Origin of the sequence: Micromonospora palythoicola (assembly GCF_036689795.1) — a bacterium.
Taxonomy (GTDB): domain Bacteria; phylum Actinomycetota; class Actinomycetes; order Mycobacteriales; family Micromonosporaceae; genus Micromonospora; species Micromonospora palythoicola.
Genome location: NZ_JBAGKI010000001.1, coordinates 170487 through 192001, shown reverse-complemented (window position 1 = coordinate 192001; position 21515 = coordinate 170487). Strand labels below are relative to the sequence as shown.

The window sequence follows — 21515 nt, the reverse complement described above, 5'->3', positions numbered from 1 at the left end:
TCCCGGCGGTGGTCACCGCGTGGCAGGCTACCCGCACGTAGGACCACTGGGCGACCAGCCAACGATGACTGACCGCTAGGAGGACGGGCCGATGGGCGAGATGGTGACCTACCGTGGTGATGGCGGCACGGGTGAGGGATATCTCGCGATACCCGCCACCGGCGCGGCGAGCCCGGCAGTGATCGTGATTCAGGACTGGTGGGGCCTCGTGCCGCACATCAGGTCGGTGGCGGACCGCTTCGCCGAGGCGGGCTTCGTCGCCCTCGCACCCGATTTCCGGCACGGCGAGCCAGCCGGGAAGCCGAGTGAGCCCCGCCGGCTGCTCAACGGGCCGCAGATGGACGAGACGGCACAGGAGATCGCCGCCGCCGCCGACTACCTCGCCGGCCGTGTCGAGGTCACCGGCAAGGTGGGCTGCGCCGGCTTCTGCGCCGGGGCCAGCCTGGCGCTGTGGGCGGCGAACTTCTCCGAGCGGATCGTCGCCACCGCCGCCTTCTATCCCCGGTTGCCCTGGGAGGGCATGCGTACCGAGTGGACCGACTACGCGGGCAAGGACGCGCTGGTGCACTGCTCGGAGGCGGACGGCACCTCCGCGGACCCGGGTGTGCAGGCGGTACGCCGGGCCATCGAGAACTCCGGCGGTACCTGCCAGCTGCACGACTACCCGGGCACCTCGCACGCCTTCTTCAACGAGGACCGGCCGGAGAAGTTCGACCAGCGGGCCGCCACCAGCGCCTGGGCGCGCACCCTCGAACTCTTCCGGGCCAAGCTTGGCTGAGTCGCGTACTCCCGCCGAGGTCGTCGCCCGCGCCGCGCGCGCGACGGACCTGGCTGATCTGGACGCGGGCGTCGCCGACTGTTTCGCCTGCCCCCGGTTGGTCGACTGGCGGGAGGAGGTCGCCCGCACCAGGCGGGCGGCCTTCCGCGATCAGGAGTACTGGGGACGGCCGGTGCCCGGCTTCGGTGATCCGGCGGCCCGGATCGCCATCCTCGGGCTGGCCCCGGCCGCGCACGGCGGCAACCGCACCGGCCGGGTCTTCACCGGCGACCGGTCCGGTGACGTGCTCTTCGCCGCCCTGCACCGGGCCGGCCTGGCCAACCAGCCGACGAGTGTGGCCGCCGACGACGGTCTGACGCTGCGTGACACGCGGATCTTCGCCGCCGTACGCTGCGCCCCACCGGACAACAAGCCCACCCCGGGCGAGCGGGACGCCTGCGCGCCCTGGCTGCACCGGGAGGTCGAGCTGATCCGGCCGACGCTGCGGGTGGTGGTGGCGTTGGGCGCCTTCGCCTGGGCCGCGTGGTGGCCAGCGTTACGCGCCGGGTACGGCGTCCCTCCGCCCAGCCCGCGACCGCCGTTCGGGCATGGGGCACACTGGTCCGGCACGACCGGACCGGAACTGCTCGGTTGCTACCACGTCAGCCAGCAGAACACCTTCACCGGTCGGTTGACACCAGAGATGCTGGACGACGTGTTCGCCCGGGCGAAACTGCTGGCCGGGGTGGACTGAGGCGGCGGGGCGATGACGATGGCGGTCGGTACGGGTGACGTTCCGCCGTACGCCCCGACGGCCCGGAGGTAACCGATGGACGTGCTTCGCAGGTGGTGGCCGGTGACGGCGGTGATTGCGCTGCTCGCCGCCGTGACCCTGGCCACCGCGCACTCGTCGATCGGCGCGAGCCGGATACCGCCCGCGGTCAAGGACGCGCCCTTCGTGCTGGAGTACCCCAGCGGGGAGCCGCGTCCGTCGATCCCGGCCGAACCCCGCGAGGCCGCCGAGCAGACCCGTACCCGGATCCCGTCCTGGCTCGGCACGGTGGCGGTGGCGGTGCTCGGGCTGGCGCTGCTCGCCGCTCTCAGCTATCTGCTGTGGACCGTGGCCCGGGGGGTGGCGCGGCGGGTCACCCGGGCACTTCCCGGGCAGCCGACCCGGCGCAGTGCCGAGGGCACCGCCGCGGAGGTGGTGGCCGCCGTCGACGCCGGCCTGGTGGACCTGGACGACCAGGCCACCGACCCACGGACCGCGGTGATCGCCTGCTGGGTACGGCTCGAAGAGGCCGCCGCCGTCGCCGGGGTGCCCCGACTGACCGGTGACACCCCCACCGACCTGGTCACCCGGCTGCTCGCCGGTGATCCGTCCACCGGGGTGCCGGCGATCGTGAGCGCCGACGTGCTGGCCGGCTTCGCGAACGTCTACCGCGAGGCCCGGTACGCCACCCGCCCGGTGGACGAACGGACCCGGGACCAGGCCCGGGTGGCCCTGCGCCGGCTGCGTGGCGAACTGACCGCACTGGCCGGGGGTGAGCCGGTGTGAGCAGCACGAGTATCGACGACCTGCTCAGCTTCTCCGAGGAGCGGCCGGTCCAGTCCGAGCGACGCCGGGGCGGGCGGCTGCGTACCGTCGCCGGCGTGCTCGGTGCCACCGTGGCGGTGACCGTGGTCGTCGTCGCCGGACTGCGCGCGGTCGGGCTGCGGGTTTCGTTGCTGGTGCTGGTCAGCGCCGTGGTCGCGCTGCTGGTGGTACGCCGGATCGTCGCCACCCTCGCGCCACCGGCGAAGTCCGGCCAGGCGGGTTCGTCGTCGCGGGGCGGCGAGGAACCCGGTAGCTACAACTGGGACGCGCGGGACGCGCTGCGGGTAGCGGTCAACGGTTGGGCGACCCCTCTGGAGTGGTCCAAGACGAGTCCCGAACGGTTCACCACGATGATCCTGCCCCGGCTGGCCGAGCTGGCGGACGAGCGGATGCGCCTGAAGTACGGCGTCACCCGCGAGTCCGACCCGACCCGGGCCCGCGCCCTGCTGGGCGACCGCCTGTCGACGTTCCTGGAGACCCCACCCCGCCGCACCCCTTCGCCGCGCGACCTCGCGGCGATCGTCGCCGAACTGGAGAAGATCTGATGAACGACGTCGGCCGGACGATGCCCCCCACCGAGGTCGGTCGCCTCGCCCGGGCCGTGCTCGACGCGGTGGGCCAGGTCGTGGTCGGCAAACGGGACGCCCTGGAGCTGGTGCTGGCCGGCATCCTCGCCGGCGGCCACGTGCTGCTCGAGGACCTGCCGGGGTTGGGCAAGACGCTCACCGCGCGGTCCTTCGCCCAGGCGCTGGGCCTGGATTTCCGGCGTCTGCAGTTCACCCCCGACCTGCTGCCCGCCGACGTCACCGGCTCCTTCCTCTACGACCAGCGCAGCGGTGACTTCACCTTCCGGGCCGGGCCGGTCTTCACCAACCTGCTGCTCGCCGACGAGATCAACCGAACTCCGCCGAAGACCCAGTCGGCCCTGCTGGAGGCGATGCAGGAGAAGCAGGTCTCGGTGGAGGGCGTCACGTACCGGCTCGACGAGCCGTTCCACGTGCTGGCCACCGCCAATCCCATCGAGTACGAGGGCACCTATCCGTTGCCGGAGGCGCAGCTGGACCGGTTCCTGCTGCGGGTGTCGTTCGGTTACCCGGCGCAGGACGAGGAGTGGGAGGTGCTGCGTCGGCGGATGGCGCGCCGCCGGGAGGAGGCCGACATCAAGCCGGTGGTCGACGCCGGCACCCTGCGCGCCATGCAGGCGGCGTTGGAGGACGTCGTGGTCGAGGACTCGGTGGGCCGGTACATCGTGGCGCTGACCGCGGCCACCCGCGAGCATCCGTCGGTGCTGGTCGGCGCGTCGCCGCGTGGTTCGCTGGCACTGCTGCTGCTGTCCCGGGTACGGGCGGTGCTCTCCGGGCGGGACTACGTGGTGCCCGAGGACGTCAAGGACGTCGCGGCCCCGGCGCTGGCACACCGGATCACGCTGCGGCCGGAGATGTGGCTGCGCCGCGTCGATCCGTCCTTCGTGGTCGGTGAGGTTCTCGACGGCACCCCGGCACCGGCCAGTGGCGCGCTGCCCAGCTACGCCGCCGGCCGGCCGGGAGACTGACCGGCGTGAGTGAGCGGAGCGAGCAGCCGGCGCCGACGAACTGGATGCCCACCTGGGCGTTCGGCCGGGCGGTGCTGCTCACCGGCCTGCTCCTGGTCGCCGCGGTGGTGCTGGGGCGGGTGGATCTGATCGTGCTGGCCGTCCCGTTCGCCCTCGGCACCGCGTACGCGTTGCGACGCCGACCCGTCGACCTGCCCCGGGTGTGGCTCAGCGCCGACGAGGATCCCCTGGTGGAAGGCGGTGCCATGACCGGGACGGTCACCGTCGGCAACCCGGGTGCGGTCTGCTACGACGTGGCGGTGCTGCGTACCCGGGTCTCACCGTGGCTGCGGGTCGAACGGGCGGGTCTCGCCGGCAGCGCGGTCGTCGGCACCGGCCGGCCCGCCGGTGCCGGTCGGCCGACCGTGGCGGACCGCCCGTTCGTCACGTCGGTGGCCCCGGACACCGCCGTCGACCTGGAACTGGCCGGTACCGCGCTGCGCTGGGGTCGGCATCCGCTGGGCCCGGCGGGCGCTCGGGTCGCCGCCGCGCAGGGCCTGCTGGTCTCGCGCGCGGTGGTCGTGGAGCCGGTCCGGTCCAAGGTGTACCCGAAGACCGAGCCGTTCGAGGCGGTCGAGGTGATGCCCCGGGCCGCCGGCCTGGTCGGAGCGCATCACTCGCGTCGTCCCGGCGAGGGGGGCGAACTCGCCGGGGTACGGGTCTTCGCCCCCGGTGACCGGCTGCGCCGCATCGACTGGCGGGTGTCGCTGCGGGCCCGGCAACTGCACGTGGCGGCCACCCTGTCCGACCGGGACGCCGAGGTGGTCGTGCTGCTCGACGTGCTGGCCGAGGCGGGTCGCTCCGGTGGGGTCACCGGCACGGCGTCGGTGCTGGACACCACGGTCCGGGCGGCGGCCGCCATTGCCGAGCACTACCTGCACCGGGGTGACCGGGTGGCGCTGCTGGAGTACGGCCCGAGTGCCCGGCGGCTGCGCCCGGCAACCGGACGACGGCAGTACCTGACCGTGCTGGAGTGGCTGTTGGACGTCAAGGCCCAGTCCTCCCCGCACGAGCCGTACGACCACGTGTTCGGCCCGCAACTGCTCTCCGCGGACGCGTTGGTGGTGGTGCTCACCCCGCTGCTGGAGGAGCGGTCGGCGCAGATGCTCGCCCGGCTGGCCCGTTCGGGACGGTTCGTGGTGGCCGTCGACACGCTTCCGGCGGACCTGTCACCGCCGCAGGACCGGGGCTGGGTCGAGGTGGCGTACCGGCTGTGGCGGCTGGACCGGGACACGATGATCGCGCAGTTGCGTGAGCACGGGGTGCCGGTGGTGCCGTGGGCCGGCACCGGCAGCCTCGACCAGGTGCTGCGTGACGTGGCGAGGCTCGCCACCGCCCCCCGGGTGGGTGGCCGGTGAGCGCGAGGAACGCAGCGCAGCGCAGTCCCGCAGTCGCGAGCGAGAGGTCAGTCCGGTGAGCGCGAGGAACGCAGCGCAGCGGAGTCCCGCAGTCGCGAGCGAGAGGTCAGTCCGGTGAGCGCGAGGAACGCAGCGCAGCGGAGTCCCGCAGTCGCGAGCGAGAGGTCAGTCCGGTGATGGGGTCGGTCATCGGTCGGGTCCGGGCGGTGCGGACGGCCGCGGCGCGGATCTCCCTCACTCCGGTACTGGTCCGGGTGGGGATCTTCCTCAGCACCCTTGTGGGGTTGCTGCTCGCGTACCCCGCCGAGGTCGTGGTCGGGCAGGCGCTGGGCCCGTTGGTGGCGGTCGCGGCGCTGCCGGCGGTGGCGCCGCGCCGGCTCTGGCCGACCTTCGCCGCGTTGGTCACGGTCGGCGGGTGGCTGCTCGCCACCGACGGGTACGACCGGCCGATCGCGTTGTGGCGGCTGATGACGGTGGCCGTGGCGCTCTACCTGACCCACACGCTCTGCGCGCTGGTGGCGGTGCTGCCGTACGACGCCGTGGTGGATCCGGACGTGATAGTGCGTTGGCTCACCCGGGCCGCGGGAGTGTTGCTCGCCACGTCCGTGCTCGGCGTGCTGCTGCTCGAACTCGCCGGTGTCCGGGCCGCCGACGGCGGCTGGCAGGCGGTGACGGTGGCCGGTCTGCTGCTTGCCGTCGGGGTGACGGCGTTGCTGGCCGGGCTGCTGCGACGCAGGTGAACCAGGGGCCGTCGGGGCGCCGGTGACGGGGGGTGTTGCTGCGTCGGCGGTGGCGACGGTGGCCGCCGTTACCGGCGTCACAGCCGCCTTGTGCTCGGTCACAGAACGGGGGCGCAGCCGGGATTACCGCTGTCGGTAGGGGAAAGATGGTAGGCGTGAATCCGAAGCGGATCCTTGTGGTGGGCGCCGGGCACGTCGGTCTCTACGCGGCGCTGCGCCTGTCGAAGAAGCTGAGTTCCCGTGAGGCGGAGGTCGTCGTCGTCGACCCTCAGCCGCACATGACGTACCAGCCGTTCCTGCCCGAGGCTTCGGCGGGGAACATCTCCCCACGGCATTCCGTGGTGCCGCTGCGTCGGGAGTTGCGCCGGTGCAAGGTGGTGGCGGGTGCGGTGACCCGGATCGACCACGCGAGCAGGACCGCCACCGTACAGCCGATCATCGGCCCGCCCCGCGAGATCACCTACGACCACGTGGTGGTCGCGCCCGGCTCGGTCTCCCGGACCCTGCCGATCCCCGGCCTGCACGAGCACGGCATCGGCTTCAAGACCATCGGTGAGGCCATCTACCTGCGCAACCACGTGCTCGAACAGCTGGACGTGGCCGCCGCCACGACCGACCCCGAGGTACGCCGCCGGGCGCTGACCTTTGTCTTCGTCGGTGGCGGGTACGCCGGCATCGAGGCGTTGGCCGAGATGGAGGACATGGCCCGGCACGCGCTGAAGTACTACCCGGAGCTGAACACGTCGGACATGCGGTGGGTGCTGGTCGAGGCCACCCAGCGGGTGCTGCCGGAGGTCGACCGGGACATGGGCGCCTACACGGTGCAGCAGTTGCTGAAGCGGGACATGGACATCCGGCTCGACACCCGGCTGGAGTCCTGCGTCGACGGGGTGGTCAAGCTCTCCGACGGGGACAGCTTCAGCGCGGACACCATCGTCTGGACCGCCGGGGTGAAGCCGTCACCGATGCTGGACGCGACCGACTTCCCGCGCGAGGAGCGACGCCGGGTCACCTGCCTGCCGACGCTCCAGGTGGTCGACGGTGACCGGGTGGTCGAGGGCGCCTGGAGCGCCGGTGACTGTGCCGCCGTACCGGACCTGACCAAGCCGCCGGGCAACTACTGCTCGCCGAGCGCCCAGCACGCGGTACGCCAGGCCCAGCGGATGGCCGACAACATCGTGGCCGTGCTCCGGGGCCGCGAGCCGGTCCCCTACAAGCACAAGCACGCCGGCAGCGTGGCGAGCCTCGGCCTGCACAAGGGTGTCGCCCAGGTCTACGGCATCAAGATGACCGGCTGGCCGGCGTGGTTCATGCACCGGACGTACCACATGAGCCGGATCCCCTCGCTCAACCGGAAGGTCCGGGTGGTGGTCGACTGGACGCTGGCGTTCGTGCTCAAGCGTGAGGTGGTGGCCCTCGGCCAGTTGCACGACCCGCGCGAGGAGTTCGCCGAGGCGTCCCAGCCACCGGCGAAGGTGTGAGTCCCGCGTGGGGCGCCGTCGGCGCCCCACGCGCTCAGACCCGCCAGTACCAGGCGTCGCTGAGTCGGGTCGACGGGCCGTAGAGTGCCTCCAACGTCAGGCGCAGGCTGTCGGAGTGCGCGGTGTCGGCGGCCAGCACCACGCACGAGGCATCCCAGTGTTCGACGTCCGTCGCCGCACGGCGGCGCTGCTCGTCCCCGACGACCGGCCGGAGGCCGCTGCGGGCCACCTCGGCCAGCAGGGCGGAGGTGGGGCGCGGGGCGACGCCCATCGCGGCGCTGCCACCCCGGCCGTGCGGGCCGATGAAGAATCCCTGCGGCATGCTGAACTCGGCGTCGGCGGCGGTCGCCCACCGCATCGGCCAGGGTTGCTTGGGCGTGGCCAGTGGCACCGGCACCAGCACCCCGCCCGGCTCGACACACGTTCGCCAGTGGCCGGCGGTGATGAACTCGGGAACCGGCGGTCGGTGCGCGGTGGGCAGCGGTGCCGGGATCAGCGGTAGCACCGCCACGGCGACCGTGACCAGCGCCAGCCGGCGGACCCGGCCTGTGCCGCGTAGTGCCCGGTCGACGGCCAGCACCAGCAGCGTCGCGATCAGCGGCGGCACGGCCAGGGCGAACCGCATCGGCAGCGCGCCGTCGACCACCGGCAGGCCGCCGAGCAGCGCGTACGGCCCGGGCAGACCGGTGCCTTCGCCGTCGAAGACGACCTCGGGACCGAGCGACAGCGCACCCATCACGAGAATGCCGGTGGCGCAGGCCAGCACCAGCGGACGGCGGCCCAGCCAGACAACGCAGCCGACGGTGACCACCAGCAGCGGCCAGCCCAGGAAGGTGTTGTACTCGGCCGGGCCGGTGCTCAGCCGGGCGGTGCGCTCGTTCCCGACCAGGGACAGCGGCGAGACCGCCCACCAGCTGCGCAGGTCGGCCGAGAAGTAGTGCGGGCTGAACATGCCGTCGGCGACGCCGAGTGGACCGGCGAACTGGAACCACAGCGGCCGGGCGAGCACCAGCAGGGCCGCACCGGTGGCGAGGGCCATCGCACCGGTGAAGGCGGGCAGCGCCCGGCGGGCCAGGTCACGGTCCGTGACGACCATCGTCGCCGCCATCACCAGCAGGGTGAGCGCGGCGAGGAACAGCACCTCCTCGCCGATGAACACCTGGACGGAGACGACGGCGGCCAATCCGAGCGCGGAGGTGGTCAGCCGGCGTCGGTCGGGCCCGCCCGTCGCTCCAGGGGCGGGCTCGGCGGCCCGCAGCAGGCGTACGACCAGCCAGACGATGACCGGTAGCAGCCACTGCGCCGTCATGTGCAGGTGGCTGTTGCTCTGGGACACCATGCCCGGGGTGAGGCCGCACACGGCACCGCCCAGCGTCGCGGCGGCCCGGCGGGTCCGCAGCGTACGGCTGAACAGGAGGTACCAGGCGGTCGCGGTGCCGGCGAGGTTGAGCGTCACGAGCAGGGCGAAGGTGACCGGAGCGCCGAACAGCAGGGTGACCGGGGCGAACAGCACACCCAGGGCGATGACCGACGTGTTGGCCATCAGGTTGACCCCGTCGGGCGCGTTGAGCCGGTCGGTGGACAGGCCGATGTCGCCCAGCAGCGCCCGCGCGTCGACGGCCAGGAACCACTCGTAGAGCACCTGGTCCTCGGGGTTGAGCGCGAGCACCAGACCGGTCGGGTCGGCCCAGAGCCGGTGGGTGAGCGCGCCGGCCAGCGCGGCGAAGAACAGCCCGATCAGCAGGTCGATCCGATGCCGGGCGAACGTCCGGCCCCACCGGGTGAGCCGCGGCCGGCGTACCCGGGCAAGAGGGTGATCCGCCTGCGTGGCCACGTCGTCGGTGGGGGCGATGGGTGCGCGGCTGCTCACGGCCTCGACCCTAGTGGCGGTGCTCGACGGGGGACGCCGCAGTGGCGACGAACCCGCTACCGTGGCACTGCACCGTTCGCGCTGGCGCCCCGGTGTCACCCGCCCGGGTGGTGGAACGGCAGACACGGCCGCCTTAAAAGCGGCTGCCGCAAGGCGTGCGGGTTCGACCCCCGCCCCGGGCACCCCGCCGTCCGCAGGGTCCGGCGCTGGCGACCCGCACCGGGCACTCTCAGCGTTCGCTCAGCCTTCCGATCACCACTGGGCTGTGCGGGACGTTTACTCTTGTATTGCACGTTGACGTGCAACGAGACCCCCTTAGGGAGGCCAGACAGTGAAGACTTCGAACCCGGTGCTCGCCCGGCTCGGCCAGGCGGCCGAGCGGGAGCGGGCCGCCGGGTACGCCCCGTCCGGGCCGTACGGACAGCCCGGCTACCCCCAGCAGGTTCCGCCGCAGGCCGGCTACCCGGGCGCGCCCGGCTTTCCGTCAGCCCCGCCGGCGGTCACCCCCATGTCGATCGACGACGTGGTGGTCAAGACGGTCACCCTCCTGGCCATCGTCGGTGTCGCCGCCGCGGCGGCGTGGGCGCTGGTGCCCGACGCGCTGCTCGGCGTCGCCTGGATCGGCGCGGCCATCGTCGGCCTGGTGCTCGGCCTGATCATCTCGTTCTCCCGGATGGCGAACCCGGCGCTCGTCGTCGCGTACGCCGTCGTCGAGGGTGTCCTCGTCGGCGCGGTGAGCAAGTTCTTCGAATCGCTGTACGACGGCATCGTGCTCCAGGCGGTGACCGCGACCTTCGGCGTCTTCTTCGTGATGGCCATGCTCTACAAGGCACGGGTCATCCGGGCGACGCCGAAGTTCGTCAAGGGCATGATCGCGGTGATGGCCGGCCTGTTCGCCGTCATGCTGATCAACCTGGTGCTGGCGCTCTTCGGCGTCAACACCGGCCTGCGGGACGGCAGCCCGCTGGCCATCGGGTTCAGCATCGTCTGCATCGTGGTCGCCTCGCTGAGCTTCGTGCTCAGCTTCAAGGAGGTCGAGGACGGCGTCCGGATGGGCCTGCCGCAGCGCTACTCGTGGGTTGCCGCGTTCGGCATCCTGGTCAGCCTGATCTGGCTCTACATCGAGATGCTGCGTCTGCTGAGCTACTTCCAGGGCGACGACTGACCTCGCCGCCCGACGACCGACCGGCGCCCGCCCCACCCCGGGGCGGGCGCCGTCGTCTCCCCGCCCCCCAACTGCGTCGATCTTGCACTTTTCGTCCCCGCGAAAGCGATCAGACCGGGCATCTCGGCGACCAGAAGTGCAAGATCGACGAGGCTGAGGGTGGGGTGCGTAGAGTGCGGGGGGTGGCGGGTGGAGAAGGTGGCGAACGGGGGGTGGCGGTCGCGCGGGGGGTGGAGCTCTTGGTGCGGCAGGTCAGCCACTGGCAGCAGCCACGGTGGTCGGCCGCGGCGTCGGTCGGCAACGTGTCCCGGGCGGATCTGGTGCACCGGCTGGTGCAGGAGATCGCCAACCTCGCCGCGGACGCGGAAGGGCAGCCACGCCGGGACGTGCCCCGACTCGACAACGACCTCGCCCTGCCCGACCAGCTCCGGGTGGTCGCCGCCGACCTGCTCACGGCGGACCCGAGCGAGGAGGCCCTGGCCCGGGCCGCGACCGAGGTGACCGCAACCCGAACGGCGCTCTAGACCCGGCTTGACCGGGCGGCCGAACATCCGCGCCGAACCACGCGGACCGACCGTGCGGGCCGACCGTGCGGGCCGACCGGGCGGGCCGTGGGGCCGTCGGTCTGCCCAACGGCCCCATATTCGGTCGCGACATGCGGCAAGCGGGGGTCTCCCGCCGGCTTGATGGCCCAGGTTGCCGCATGTCGCGAGCCGCCGACCGCCGACTGCGTCTGCCGACCGCCGACTGCGTCCGCCGACCGCCGGCGTCGGCCGGCCGCCGACCGGCGCCGGGGCGCGATGTCAGCTCAGGCGCTCGACGACCATGGCCATGCCCTGCCCGCCGCCGACGCACATGGTCTCCAGGCCGACGGTCTTGTCGTGCCACTGCAGGGCGTTGAGCAGCGTGCCGGTGATCCGGGCACCGGTCATGCCGAACGGGTGACCGACGGCGATCGCCCCGCCCATCACGTTCAGCTTCTCCTCGGGGATGCCGAGCTGGCGGTACGACGGGATCACCTGGGCGGCGAACGCCTCGTTGATCTCGACCAGGTCGACGTCGTCGATGGTCATCCCGGCGCGTTCGAGTGCCTGCCGGCTCGCCTCCACCGGGCCGAGGCCCATGATCTCCGGCGACAATGCGGTGACACCCGTGGAGACGATCCGCGCCAGCGGAGTCACGCCCAGTTCCTCGGCCCGCTGGGCGCTCATCACGACCACGGCGGCGGCCCCGTCGTTGAGGGGGCAGCAGTTGCCGGCGGTGATCCGGCCGTCCGGGCGGAAGACCGGCTTCAGCTCGGCGACCGCCTCCAGGGTGACCCCGGCGCGGGGGCCGTCGTCGGTGCTGACCACCGTGCCGTCGGGCGTGGTGACCGGGGTGATCTCCCGGGCCCAGAACCCGTCGGCGATCGCCTTCTCGGCCAGGTTCTGGCTGCGTACGCCGAAGGCGTCCATCTCCGCGCGGGTCACGTCGTGGACCTGGGCGAGATTCTCGGCGGTCTGCCCCATGGCCAGGTACACGTCGGGCAGGGCGTCCTTCTCGCGCGGGTCGGTCCAGACCGGCGCGCCGGCCTCGGCGCGGGCCTTGGACCGCTCACGTGCCGCCGCGAATCGGGGGTTCTCCCAGCCGCCGAGCAGGGCCTGAGCCTCGGGCGGCAGGCCGTCCGAGCTGCCGCGCGCGTACCGGGAGACCATCTCGACCCCGGCGGAGACGAAGACGTCACCCTCACCGGCCCGGATCGCGTGCATGGCCATCCGCGTCGTCTGCAACGAGGAGGCGCAGTAGCGGGTCAGGGTCGCGCCGGGCAGACCGTCGAGACCCATCAGCACGGCCACCACGCGAGCCATGTTGAAGCCCTGTTCCCCGCCGGGCAGGCCGCATCCGAGGTAGAGGTCGTCTATCTGTCGCGGGTCGAGCTGCGGCACCTTGTCCAGGGCCGCCTGCACGATGGTGGCGGCCAGATCGTCCGGGCGGAGATCCCGTAGGGACCCCTTGTGGGCCCGGCCGATGGGGGAGCGGGCGGTGGCGACGATGACGGCGTCGCGGGACGACTCAATCGGCATACGGTCACGTTAACTCGCCGGTAACTTGCGGCGGAAGTTTTCCGGGCGCCGGGAAATGTCACCCCGGACACCCGGACGAGCGGACGGGTTCAGTGGCGTGGGGTGACGGCCGCTGCGGCGACCACCGCGGGCAGCAGGGCGTGCGCCCAGACCCGGTAGCCGTCGGCGGAGGGGTGGTAGCCGTCGTGGCAGAAGGTGCCGGCGTCGGCCCGGAACACCGGACCCGTCTCGGTGGCCAGATCGACGACCGTCCCCCCGGCGTCGAGCACCGCACCGGTCTGTGCCCGGGCGACGCGGCGCCCCAGCCAGCCGACGACCTGCCGCAGGGGCGACGCGATCGCGCGTACCGCGCCGAGATCCGGGCAGGTGCCGACCACGACCTCGACACCGGCGTGCCGCAGCCGGTGCACCGCCGCGCCGAGGTAGGCGGCAGCCTCGGCCGGCCGGCGCATGCCGGTGACGTCGTTGGCGCCGACCAGGATGACCGCCACGTCCGGCCGCTCACCGAGCAGCGCCCGGGCCACCTGGGTGGCGAGGTCGGTCGAGCGGGAGCCGGAGACACCGACGCTGGACAGGTGAACCTGCCGCCCACCCGGCCCCTCGGCGAGCAACTCCGCCAACTGCCCGCCGATGGTGTCGCCGAGCCGGTCCACGCCGACGCCGAGGGCGGCGGAGTCACCGAGCAGCACCAGACGCAGCGGTGGGGCGCCGGCCCGACCGACGGTGGCCCGCAGTGCCAGGCCGAGTTCCGGCTGGGCGTAGCGCCGGTTGCGTGCCACCACGGCCTCGCCGGCGAGCACCGCGGCTCCGCCGAGCGCGCCAGCGAGCAGGGAGAACGCGGCGGTGCGGGCGACGCGGGCGGCTACCCGGTCGCCGGGAGGAAGACCGGTCATGATGCCCGCCTCGGGCCGGCGCCGGAGCCGAACCGGCCCCTGATCCGCTCGGTCATGAGAATCCTTCCACTGCGGGTGAGTCGACGGTGGGGGCAACCTGCGGCGTCGGACCGACACCGAAGAATGCCCGCCGGCGCAGCTGCGCCCAACGGCCGGCCGGGCCGCTCTCGCTGCCGCGGACCTGCGTACCGCTGACCTCCGTCCCCGGATGCCGAGCCGCCTCCTGCGCGGCCTTCGGCAACGACCGTACGCCTTCGAGACGCGTTGGCGTAGGCCTGCGTTCGCCGCCGTGCCCCAGCGCGGAGAGCACCGTCGGCAACAGGGCGGCGGCAGCCGCCGCGTAACCCTCGGCGGAGGGGTGGAACCGGTCCCAGGCGAACATCCGCCCGGGCTCGGCGGTGAACCGGGGACCGAGCAGGTCGCCGAGCGAGACCGTCCAACCACCGGCCGAGACCACCGCGACCGTCTGCGCCGCGGCGAGTTGCCGGCTCCACCGGCGGGCCAACCAGCGCAGCGGCGGCTGGATGGGTCGGATCGCGCCCAGGTCGGGGCAGGTCCCGACGACCACCTCGGCGCCGCCCGCGCGCAGCGCCCGGACCCCTTCGACGAGGTAGCGCACGGCCAGGGCAGGCGGCGTGCGGTTGGTGACGTCGTTGCCGCCGATCAGGATGACCGCGACGTCGGGGTGGCACTCCAGGGCCGCCTCGACCTGGAATTTCAAGCCGGCCGAGATGGCGCCCACCACCGCGAACCGGTGCAACCGGACGGGCCGCCGGAGTCGCCGGGACAGGCCGGTGGCCAACAACGCGCCCGGCGTCTCACGGCGTCGGTGCACCCCGTAACCGGCGGCCGACGAGTCACCGAGCACGACCATGGTGATCGGGGAGCCGGGAAATTTCGGGCCGTAGATGCCGTCGCAGCGTGGTGGCGGCGCCTCGGCCATCGGGATGGTGCGTCGGGCCTGCCGGGCCTGACCGAGGAGCACACCTGTGGTCGCCGCCGCGGCGGCCACCGTGGCGCCCGTGCCGATGGCCGCGAGCCGGGCCACCCGCAGGGTGCGCCGCCAGCGCGGACGATCCGGTACGACGGAACCAGCGACCCCCATACCGTGACATTAGCGCGCCCGTCTGACGCCCTGCTGTCATCGTTGCGGCGCTACGGTGCCTGGAAATCGACCGTCCTGGGTACTTGGAGGGACGGTGTTGCGGCGGGGCGTCACGCTGCACGTGGAGAGGAGCACGACGATGGCTAAGACGTTGAAGCGAGGTGCCGCGTTCGCGGCGCTGGCGCGGGCGATGACGGCCGGCGCCCGGGGTGGGCCGTCGCTCGGCGCCCGGATCGGGGCGCTGCCCAGGATGATCGCGGCCACCGCCCGGGGCCAGTACGACGGCGGGCTGCGGCTGGCCATGATGACCGCCGCCACGGCGTACATCGTCTCGCCGATCGACGCGGTACCGGAAATGTTCCTCACCGTGTTCGGGCTGATCGACGACGCGGTGATGGTCACCTGGCTGGCCGGTGCGGTGCTCGCCGAGACCGAGCGCTTCCTGGAGTGGGAGGCACGTCGCAGCAACGTGGTCCCGGGCCACGTGGTGCGCTGACCGACGTACCCTGGGCGGGAATTCCACCTGGTTCACTCGCCCGGCCTGGCGTGCCGGTGCCGGAGCGAAAGGGCACAACGAGGTGCAGTACTACGACAACGTCGTCGAAATGATCGGCAACACGCCGCTGGTACGGCTACGCAACGTCGCCGAGGGCATCCGGGCGACGGTGCTGGCGAAGGTGGAGTACCTCAACCCCGGTGGGTCGGTGAAGGACCGGATCGCGCTGCGCATGGTGGAGGACGCCGAGGCGGCGGGGATTCTCCGCCCGGGCGGCACCATCGTCGAGCCGACCAGCGGCAACACCGGCGTCGGGCTGGCCCTGGTGGCCCAGCTCAGGGGCTATCGCTGCGTGTTCGTCTGCCCGGACAAGGTCAGCCAGGACAAGCAGGACGTGCTGCGGGCGTACGGCGCCGAGGTGGTGGTCTGCCCGACCGCCGTCGCGCCGGAGGACCCCCGCTCGTACTACAACGTCTCCGACCGGCTGGCCCGGGAGATCCCCGGCGCGTGGAAGCCCAACCAGTACGCCAACCCGGCGAACCCGCGCTCGCACTACGAGACGACCGGCCCGGAACTGTGGAAGCAGACCGAGGGACGGATCACCCACTTCGTGGCCGGGGTGGGCACCGGCGGCACCATCTCCGGCATCGGGCGCTACCTGAAGGAGGCCTCCAACGGCGCCGTCAAGATCATCGGTGCCGACCCGGAGGGCTCGGTCTACTCCGGCGGCACCGGTCGGCCGTACCTGGTCGAGGGGGTCGGCGAGGACTTCTGGCCGGAGACGTACGACCGGAGCGTGGCCGACCAGATCATCGAGGTCTCGGACAAGCAGTCCTTCGAGATGACCCGGCGGCTGGCCCGCGAGGAGGGCCTGCTCGTCGGTGGCTCCTGCGGCATGGCGGCGGTCGCGGCGTTGGAGGTGGCGCGCACCGCCGGCCCGGACGACGTGGTCGTGGTGCTGCTGCCGGACGGCGGCCGGGGCTATCTCTCCAAGATCTTCAACGACGCCTGGATGGCGCGTTACGGCTTCCTCGACGCCTCCGGTTCGGAGCCCACCGTCTCGCAGGCACTCGCCGGCAAGCCGGGTGGCCTGCCCGAACTGGTCCACGTGCACCCGACCGAGACGGTTCGCGACGCCATCGACTACATGCGCGAGTACGGCGTCTCGCAACTGCCGGTGCTCAAGGCCGAGCCGCCGGTGGTGACCGGCGAGGTGGCCGGCTCGATCGCCGAGAAGGACCTGCTCGACGCGCTCTTCACCGGTCAGGCGCACCTGCACGACACCATCGAGCGGCACATGGGCCCGCCGCTGCCGATGATCGGCGGGGGCCAGCCGGTCAGCGAGGCGGTCAACCTGCTGGAGAAGTCCGACGCCGCGCTGGTCCTGATCGACGGCAAACCCAAGGGCGTCCTCACCCGCCAGGACCTCCTGGCCCACCTAGGCGCCCGCTGAACCTCCCACCCCCAACCCACCCACCCACCCAGTGTCGATCATGAGGTTAGCGGCAGTTGTCGATCTCCACGATGCCGCCAACCTCATGATCAACGGGGTGGGGTGGGGGGTTGGAGGGGGCGGGTGTAGCGGAGTTGGGGGGTGAGGGCTTGGCCGATCATCTCGTCGCGCTGTTGGCCGGTGGGGCGCCAGCCGCCACGCTCGTAGAAGTGGCGGGCGGGGGTGTTGTCGCGTAGCACCCAGAGGACCGCGTGGCGCCAGCCTCGCGCCCGCATGTTGGTCAGGGCGTCGACCATCAACGCCCGGCCGACACCGCGGCCCCGCTCGCTCGGCTCCAGGTGGATGGCGTTGAGCAGGCCGGTCGCCGGGTCGCCCGCGTCGTCGGGACCGAAGTAGCTGAAGCCGGCCAGGGTGCCGTTCCGTTCGGCCACCGTCATCAGGTGGTCGACCCGCTCCCAGGTCCATCGCTGCACCCAGTACTCACCCATCGCCTCCGGTGTCGGGTCGGCAAGCGCCTCCGCCGGCAGGAACGAGGAGTAGGCGGCGACCCGGGAACGTTGGTGCAGGGCGCCCACCGGCAGGAGATCGGCCGACTCCGCCGGACGCAGCGTGACGCTCACCCAGCCGAGAGTACCCGCCGGGGTGGCACCTGAACCGTGACCAGATCCTCGGCGATCACCAGGTCCCCGTCGAAGTGCCGGCGGGCCTCGTCGGCGAAGCGGGCCGGATCGGCGTACCGCTGGGAGAAGTGGGTGAGCACGAGTCGGCGTACCCCCGACTCGGCCGCCACCCGCGCCGCCTGGCCGGCGGTGAGGTGCCCGACCTCGACGGCGAGCGCGGCCTCCGACTCCAGGAACGTCGACTCGATGACCAGCAGGTCGGCGTGTTCGGCCAGCGCGTACACCCCGTCGCAGAGGCCGGTGTCCATCACGAAGGCGAACCGTTGCCCCGGCCGTGGCGTGCTCACCTCGTCCCGGGTGACGCGACGCCCGTCGAGGTCGAGGTGACCGGTGCGGAGCAGCTCACCGACCGCCGGCCCGGCGATGCCGTACGCGGCCAGCCGCTCCGGCAGCATCCGGCACCCGTCCGGCTCCACCAGTCGATAGCCGTACGTCTCGACGGGGTGCCGCAGCCGACGCGCCTCCAGCGTCCCGCAGCGCAGCGCGATCCGTTGCCCGTCCGTCTCGATCGGCGCCACGGCCAGTTCGGCGGTCTCGTGGAAGGAACTGGCGTGTCGCAGCCGGGCGAAGTAGTCGGCACCGCCGGCCGGAAAGTGCACCGCCACCGGGTGCGGCACCCGGTCCAGGGACAGGCGCTGGATGGTGCCGGGCAGGCCGAGGCAGTGGTCGCCGTGGAAGTGGGTGACGCAGATCCGGGTCAGGTCGGTGGCGGTGACGCCGGTGTGCAGCAGTTGCCGCTGGCTGCCCTCGCCGGGGTCGAAGAGGATCACCTCGTCGTCCCACCGCAGCACGTACCCGTTGTGGTTGCGGGTCCGGGTGGGCGCCTGGCTCGCCGTGCCGAGCACCACCAGCTCGCGCATGGACACGGCCGCCTCCGGTGAAATGAAGCGACCCCCGGGGCTTCCGCGCTGACGCGCGGGCCGACTGGACTGGGCCGGCACCCCGGGGGTCGGGTGGCTGTCGTGGTTTCGCCGCACCGCTGCCACACGGTCTCGACGACTCTTACCGTGCCCGTCCCGGGGGACGGGCTGTCACTGTCGAGGACAGCGGCTAGCGGACAGCCACCTCACGAGTCCGATTGCTATACAAGTCTGGACCACCTCCTTTCCCGTGTACCGCCACGCTATCCAGCCGGCGGCCCACCGGCAACGGATTTCGATCACACCATCGTCGCCGCTCCGGTCAGGAGGTCTGGGCGATGCCGATCGGGCCCTCGCGCGGGCCGTCGGCGTTGGCCGGCTGCACCGCCAGTGACGGGAAGTCCGCCAGGTCGCCCTCCGGCTCGGCGTCCCATTCGGGGAACACCAGGTCGCTCTGGAGGTACAGGCAGATCAACTGGGCCAGGTGGCGCAGCCCTTCCAGGTGGGTGCGCTCGTGACCGTGGGTGGCGTCGACGCCGAAGCCGAGCAACGCCACCCGGGCGTGTGCCCCGGCCTCCACCGCCGCCGCCACGTCCGAACGGTAGTAGTCGAAGACGTCCCGGACGAGATCCACGTCGTGTTCCCGGGCGATCGCCGCCAGGTTGCGGGTGAGGTGGTAGTCGAACGGCCCGACGCCGTCGCCCATCGCCAGGGTGGCGGAGTGCTCCCGGGACTGCTGACCGGGGGCGACCACCGCCGCGTCCACCGAGACGATCTCGGCCACGTCGGGGTCGAGGCCGTGCGACGCCCCGTGGCCGATCTCCTCGGTCACGGTGACCAGCAGGTGCGCGGTCACGGCGGGCTTGATCCCGGCCTCGACCATCGCCTTCAGGGCGGCGAGCACCGCGGCGACGCCGGCCTTGTCGTCCAGATGACGGGACTTGACGTACCCGCTCGGGGTGACCGTCGGGTTCGGCAGGAACGCCACGAAGTCGCCCGCGTCGATGCCGAGCGCCCGCAGTCCGGCGAGGTCCTCCACCGGCTCGTCGACGCGTACCTCCACCTGCTCCCAGCCGAAGCCCTGCAGGTCGACACCCTCGTTGTAGCGGTGACCGCTGGCCTTGAGCGGCAGCACCTGACCGGTGACCACCCGGTCCAGGTCGTCGGTGAAGATCCGTACGTGGGCGCCCTCGGCGAACCGGGCGCTGTGCGTACCGATCGGCTTCAGCTCCAGCCGGCCGTTCTCCTTCAGCCGCTTGACCATCCCGCCGATGGTGTCGGTGTGCACCACGATGGCCCGGTCCGCGCCGGTCTCGCGGGGACCGGGCAGGCAGGCGCTCAGCGCGCCCCGGCGGGTCAGCGTCGACGGGATGCCGAGCGCGGACAGGCGTTCACCCACGTACTGCTGCACGTGGTCGGTGCGTCCCGAAGGGCTCGGGATATCGAGCAGCTCGACCAGCACCTGACGGAGATAGTCCAGGTCGATGGGGAGCGGAGTGGTCTTGCGTACGGTCATGCCCCAGATGGTGCCGCACCGGCCGGGGTCCACAGCTTCTGCGGTGCCCGAGTCCCGGGAAAGAGCAGATCCACGAAGCGTTCGGCGGTGGGCTGCGGCTCGTGGTTGGCCAGCCCGGGCCGCTCGTTGGCCTCGATGAAGACGTGCTCGGGTTGGTCCGGCGCCGGCACCAGCAGGTCGAGCCCGGTGACCGGGATGTCGATGGCCCGGCTGGCGGCGACGCACGCCTCGGCGATCAGCGGGTGCAGCTCGCCGGTCACGTCGTGGATGGTGCCACCGGTGTGCAGGTTCGCGGTGCGCCGCACGGCGAGCACCTGCCCCTCCGGCAGCACGTCGTGCAGCTGGTAGCCGGCCTCGGTGACCACGTCCCGGGTCATGTCGTCGAGCGGAATGCGGGACTCGCCACCCGTGGCGGCGGCCCGACGGCGGCTCTGCCGCTCGATCAGCTCGGCGATGTCGTGCACGCCGTCGCCGGTGATCGAGGCGGGCCGGCGTACGGCGGCGGCCACCACCTCGTGATCGATCATGACGACCCGCAGGTCCTCACCGGAGCACAGCTCCTCCAGCAGCACCTCCGGGCAGAACCGGGCGGCCAGCTCCACGGCGGCGGCCAGCGCCTCGGGGGTGCGTACCCCGACGGTGATGCCGTTGCCCTGCTCGCCCCGGGCCGGCTTGACCACCACCTGGCCCACCTCGGCCAGGAACTCGGCGTCGGCGGCGTCGCCGGTGGCGGTGCGTCCGCGTGGCACCGACAGACCGGCCTCGGTCAGGATGCGGCGGGTGACCCGCTTGTCGTCGCAGCGGCTCATCGCCACCGCCGAGGTCAGCTCGGACAGCGACTCCCGGGTGAGGATGGTCCGGCCGCCGCTGGTCAGCCGCAGCTCGCCCCACTCCGGGTCGGTCACCTCCACTCGGATGCCCCGCCGCATCGCCTCGTCCGCGACGATCCGGGCGTACGGGTTGAGCCCGTCGTACCCGACCGGCATGGCCGGCAGGAACAACCGCTCGTTGATCGGGTTCTTCCGCTTCACGCAGAGCGTGGCGGTGCGGTAGAAACCGAGCCGCTCGTAGAGCCGGATCGCCCCGGCGTTCTCGGCGAGCACGGACAGGTCGACGTACGCGCGACCCCGGGCGACCAGCCGGCTGGCCAGCTCGGTGATCAGTGCCTGCCCGGTGCCGGGCGGAGCCTGGTTGAAGTCGACGGTCAGGCACCACAGGCTGGCGCCGTTGTCCGGGTCGTCGAAGACCGCCACGTGGTCGATGCCGGTGATGGTGCCGACGATCTCGCCGGTGACCGCCTCGGCCACCAGGTGCAGGAACCGGTCGGTCGCGGCGTTGTCGACAAGCTTGTCGACCGGGGCGGTGACCATGCCGTTGGCCGCGTAGATCCGGTTGACCGCGTCCGCGTCGGCGGCGTCGCGCAACCTGCGGATGCGTACCCCAGGCAGCTCGTTGCGGGCGTCGAGCGGTGCCGGCGTCTCGGCGGTGCCGGCCTCCTCGGTCGTCCCGGCACCGGGACGAGGCCCGCGACGGTCCCCACCGAGCGGCAGCCGGAAGGTCAGCGACGGGTCGATGAACAGCTCGTCGGGCAAGCGGGAGACCAGCACATGCGGATCCCGCAGGTAGATGCAGATGTCCCGGGCGCCGGCCGCCTCGGAGCGCAGCACGTCGGCGACCGCGGACTGGTCGGCGAACGTCTGGCCGAAGACCAGCCGCCCCCAACCGCAGTCGACGACGACGTCCGCACCGGTGCCCGGGCGTTCGTCAGCGGTCGGTTCGGCGCCGCCGGTGGCGATCGGATCACCGCCCGGCCCGACCCGCTCGTACCGCCTGCCCGCGCCGCGGCCCCGGTCGGTCCGGGCTACGCCGGTGGCCAGGGTGTCGGTCACG

20 protein-coding genes and 1 tRNA gene are annotated in these 21515 nt (G+C 72.5%); 13 read left to right on the top strand and 8 right to left on the bottom strand.

Annotated features, from left to right (window positions below; all coding sequences use genetic code 11):
* Positions 1-91: 91 nt before the first annotated feature.
* From V5O40_RS00830 to V5O40_RS00795, 8 genes are all read left to right on the top strand, one after another.
* The gene (locus V5O40_RS00830; RefSeq protein ID WP_332903612.1) at positions 92-778 is read left to right on the top strand and encodes a dienelactone hydrolase family protein; all 687 of its coding nucleotides are present in this window, start codon (positions 92-94) and stop codon (positions 776-778) included.
* Entirely contained in the window at positions 771-1511 is a 741-nt protein-coding gene (locus tag V5O40_RS00825; RefSeq protein ID WP_332903611.1) for a uracil-DNA glycosylase, read from the top strand. Before V5O40_RS00830 ends, V5O40_RS00825 begins: the two co-directional genes overlap by 8 nt.
* A gap of 75 nt (positions 1512-1586) precedes the next feature.
* Positions 1587-2315: a DUF4129 domain-containing protein gene (locus V5O40_RS00820; RefSeq protein WP_332903610.1), complete on the top strand. Its 729-nt coding sequence runs from the start codon at positions 1587-1589 to the stop codon at positions 2313-2315.
* The gene (locus V5O40_RS00815) at positions 2312-2899 is read left to right on the top strand and encodes a hypothetical protein (RefSeq protein WP_332903609.1); all 588 of its coding nucleotides are present in this window, start codon (positions 2312-2314) and stop codon (positions 2897-2899) included. The genes V5O40_RS00820 and V5O40_RS00815 overlap by 4 nt, the downstream gene beginning before the upstream one ends.
* Positions 2899-3906, top strand: coding sequence for an AAA family ATPase (locus V5O40_RS00810; protein ID WP_164446087.1), 1008 nt, complete (start codon positions 2899-2901; stop codon positions 3904-3906). The genes V5O40_RS00815 and V5O40_RS00810 overlap by 1 nt, the downstream gene beginning before the upstream one ends.
* A gap of 44 nt (positions 3907-3950) precedes the next feature.
* Positions 3951-5303, top strand: coding sequence for a DUF58 domain-containing protein (locus tag V5O40_RS00805; RefSeq protein ID WP_332903659.1), 1353 nt, complete (start codon positions 3951-3953; stop codon positions 5301-5303).
* 176 nt (positions 5304-5479) lie between these two features.
* On the top strand, positions 5480-6043 hold the full coding sequence (locus V5O40_RS00800; RefSeq protein WP_332903608.1) for a hypothetical protein: 564 nt from the start codon (positions 5480-5482) through the stop codon (positions 6041-6043).
* Positions 6044-6198: 155 nt separating this feature from the next.
* A complete protein-coding gene (locus tag V5O40_RS00795) occupies positions 6199-7524 on the top strand; it encodes an NAD(P)/FAD-dependent oxidoreductase (protein WP_332903607.1) in 1326 nt (441 codons plus the stop codon).
* 34 nt (positions 7525-7558) lie between these two features.
* Here the strand turns inward: V5O40_RS00795 and V5O40_RS00790 are convergent, their stop codons facing one another.
* On the bottom strand, positions 7559-9394 hold the full coding sequence (locus tag V5O40_RS00790; RefSeq protein ID WP_332903606.1) for a hypothetical protein: 1836 nt from the start codon (positions 9392-9394) through the stop codon (positions 7559-7561).
* Positions 9395-9495: 101 nt separating this feature from the next.
* Here V5O40_RS00790 and V5O40_RS00785 point away from each other — a divergent pair.
* The 3 genes from V5O40_RS00785 to V5O40_RS00775 all read left to right on the top strand — a co-directional run bounded on the left by V5O40_RS00785 (position 9496) and on the right by V5O40_RS00775 (position 11083).
* Positions 9496-9576 (top strand) — tRNA-Leu (locus V5O40_RS00785).
* 149 nt (positions 9577-9725) lie between these two features.
* Complete coding sequence (locus tag V5O40_RS00780; protein ID WP_093406384.1) at positions 9726-10559, top strand: Bax inhibitor-1/YccA family protein; 834 nt, start codon at positions 9726-9728, stop codon at positions 10557-10559.
* A 230-nt stretch (positions 10560-10789) separates the two neighbouring features.
* Positions 10790-11083, top strand: coding sequence for a hypothetical protein (locus V5O40_RS00775; protein ID WP_332903658.1), 294 nt, complete (start codon positions 10790-10792; stop codon positions 11081-11083).
* 279 nt (positions 11084-11362) lie between these two features.
* Here the strand turns inward: V5O40_RS00775 and V5O40_RS00770 are convergent, their stop codons facing one another.
* From V5O40_RS00770 to V5O40_RS00760, 3 genes are all read right to left on the bottom strand, one after another.
* Entirely contained in the window at positions 11363-12622 is a 1260-nt protein-coding gene (locus V5O40_RS00770) for an acetyl-CoA C-acetyltransferase (protein ID WP_332903605.1), read from the bottom strand.
* Between the two features lie 89 nt (positions 12623-12711).
* Positions 12712-13515, bottom strand: coding sequence for an SGNH/GDSL hydrolase family protein (locus V5O40_RS00765; protein ID WP_332903604.1), 804 nt, complete (start codon positions 13513-13515; stop codon positions 12712-12714).
* A gap of 52 nt (positions 13516-13567) precedes the next feature.
* Positions 13568-14620: an SGNH/GDSL hydrolase family protein gene (locus V5O40_RS00760; protein ID WP_332903603.1), complete on the bottom strand. Its 1053-nt coding sequence runs from the start codon at positions 14618-14620 to the stop codon at positions 13568-13570.
* Positions 14621-14759: 139 nt separating this feature from the next.
* Here V5O40_RS00760 and V5O40_RS00755 point away from each other — a divergent pair, with 139 nt between their 5' ends.
* Positions 14760-15116 (top strand): YkvA family protein, encoded by a 357-nt coding sequence (locus tag V5O40_RS00755; RefSeq protein ID WP_164446080.1) that lies wholly within the window; start codon positions 14760-14762, stop codon positions 15114-15116.
* Positions 15117-15198: 82 nt separating this feature from the next.
* Positions 15199-16569: a cystathionine beta-synthase gene (locus V5O40_RS00750; RefSeq protein ID WP_269739789.1), complete on the top strand. Its 1371-nt coding sequence runs from the start codon at positions 15199-15201 to the stop codon at positions 16567-16569.
* A gap of 89 nt (positions 16570-16658) precedes the next feature.
* Here the strand turns inward: V5O40_RS00750 and V5O40_RS00745 are convergent, their stop codons facing one another.
* The 4 genes from V5O40_RS00745 to ngg all read right to left on the bottom strand — a co-directional run bounded on the left by V5O40_RS00745 (position 16659) and on the right by ngg (position 21514).
* On the bottom strand, positions 16659-17189 hold the full coding sequence (locus V5O40_RS00745) for a GNAT family N-acetyltransferase (RefSeq protein WP_332903602.1): 531 nt from the start codon (positions 17187-17189) through the stop codon (positions 16659-16661).
* Positions 17186-18115, bottom strand: coding sequence for a ribonuclease Z (locus tag V5O40_RS00740; RefSeq protein WP_332903601.1), 930 nt, complete (start codon positions 18113-18115; stop codon positions 17186-17188). Before V5O40_RS00740 ends, V5O40_RS00745 begins: the two co-directional genes overlap by 4 nt.
* A 316-nt stretch (positions 18116-18431) precedes the next feature.
* Positions 18432-19625: an osmoprotectant NAGGN system M42 family peptidase gene (locus V5O40_RS00735; RefSeq protein ID WP_332903600.1), complete on the bottom strand. Its 1194-nt coding sequence runs from the start codon at positions 19623-19625 to the stop codon at positions 18432-18434.
* A complete protein-coding gene (gene ngg, locus V5O40_RS00730; protein ID WP_332903599.1) occupies positions 19622-21514 on the bottom strand; it encodes an N-acetylglutaminylglutamine synthetase in 1893 nt (630 codons plus the stop codon). Before ngg ends, V5O40_RS00735 begins: the two co-directional genes overlap by 4 nt.
* Position 21515 lies beyond the last annotated feature (1 nt).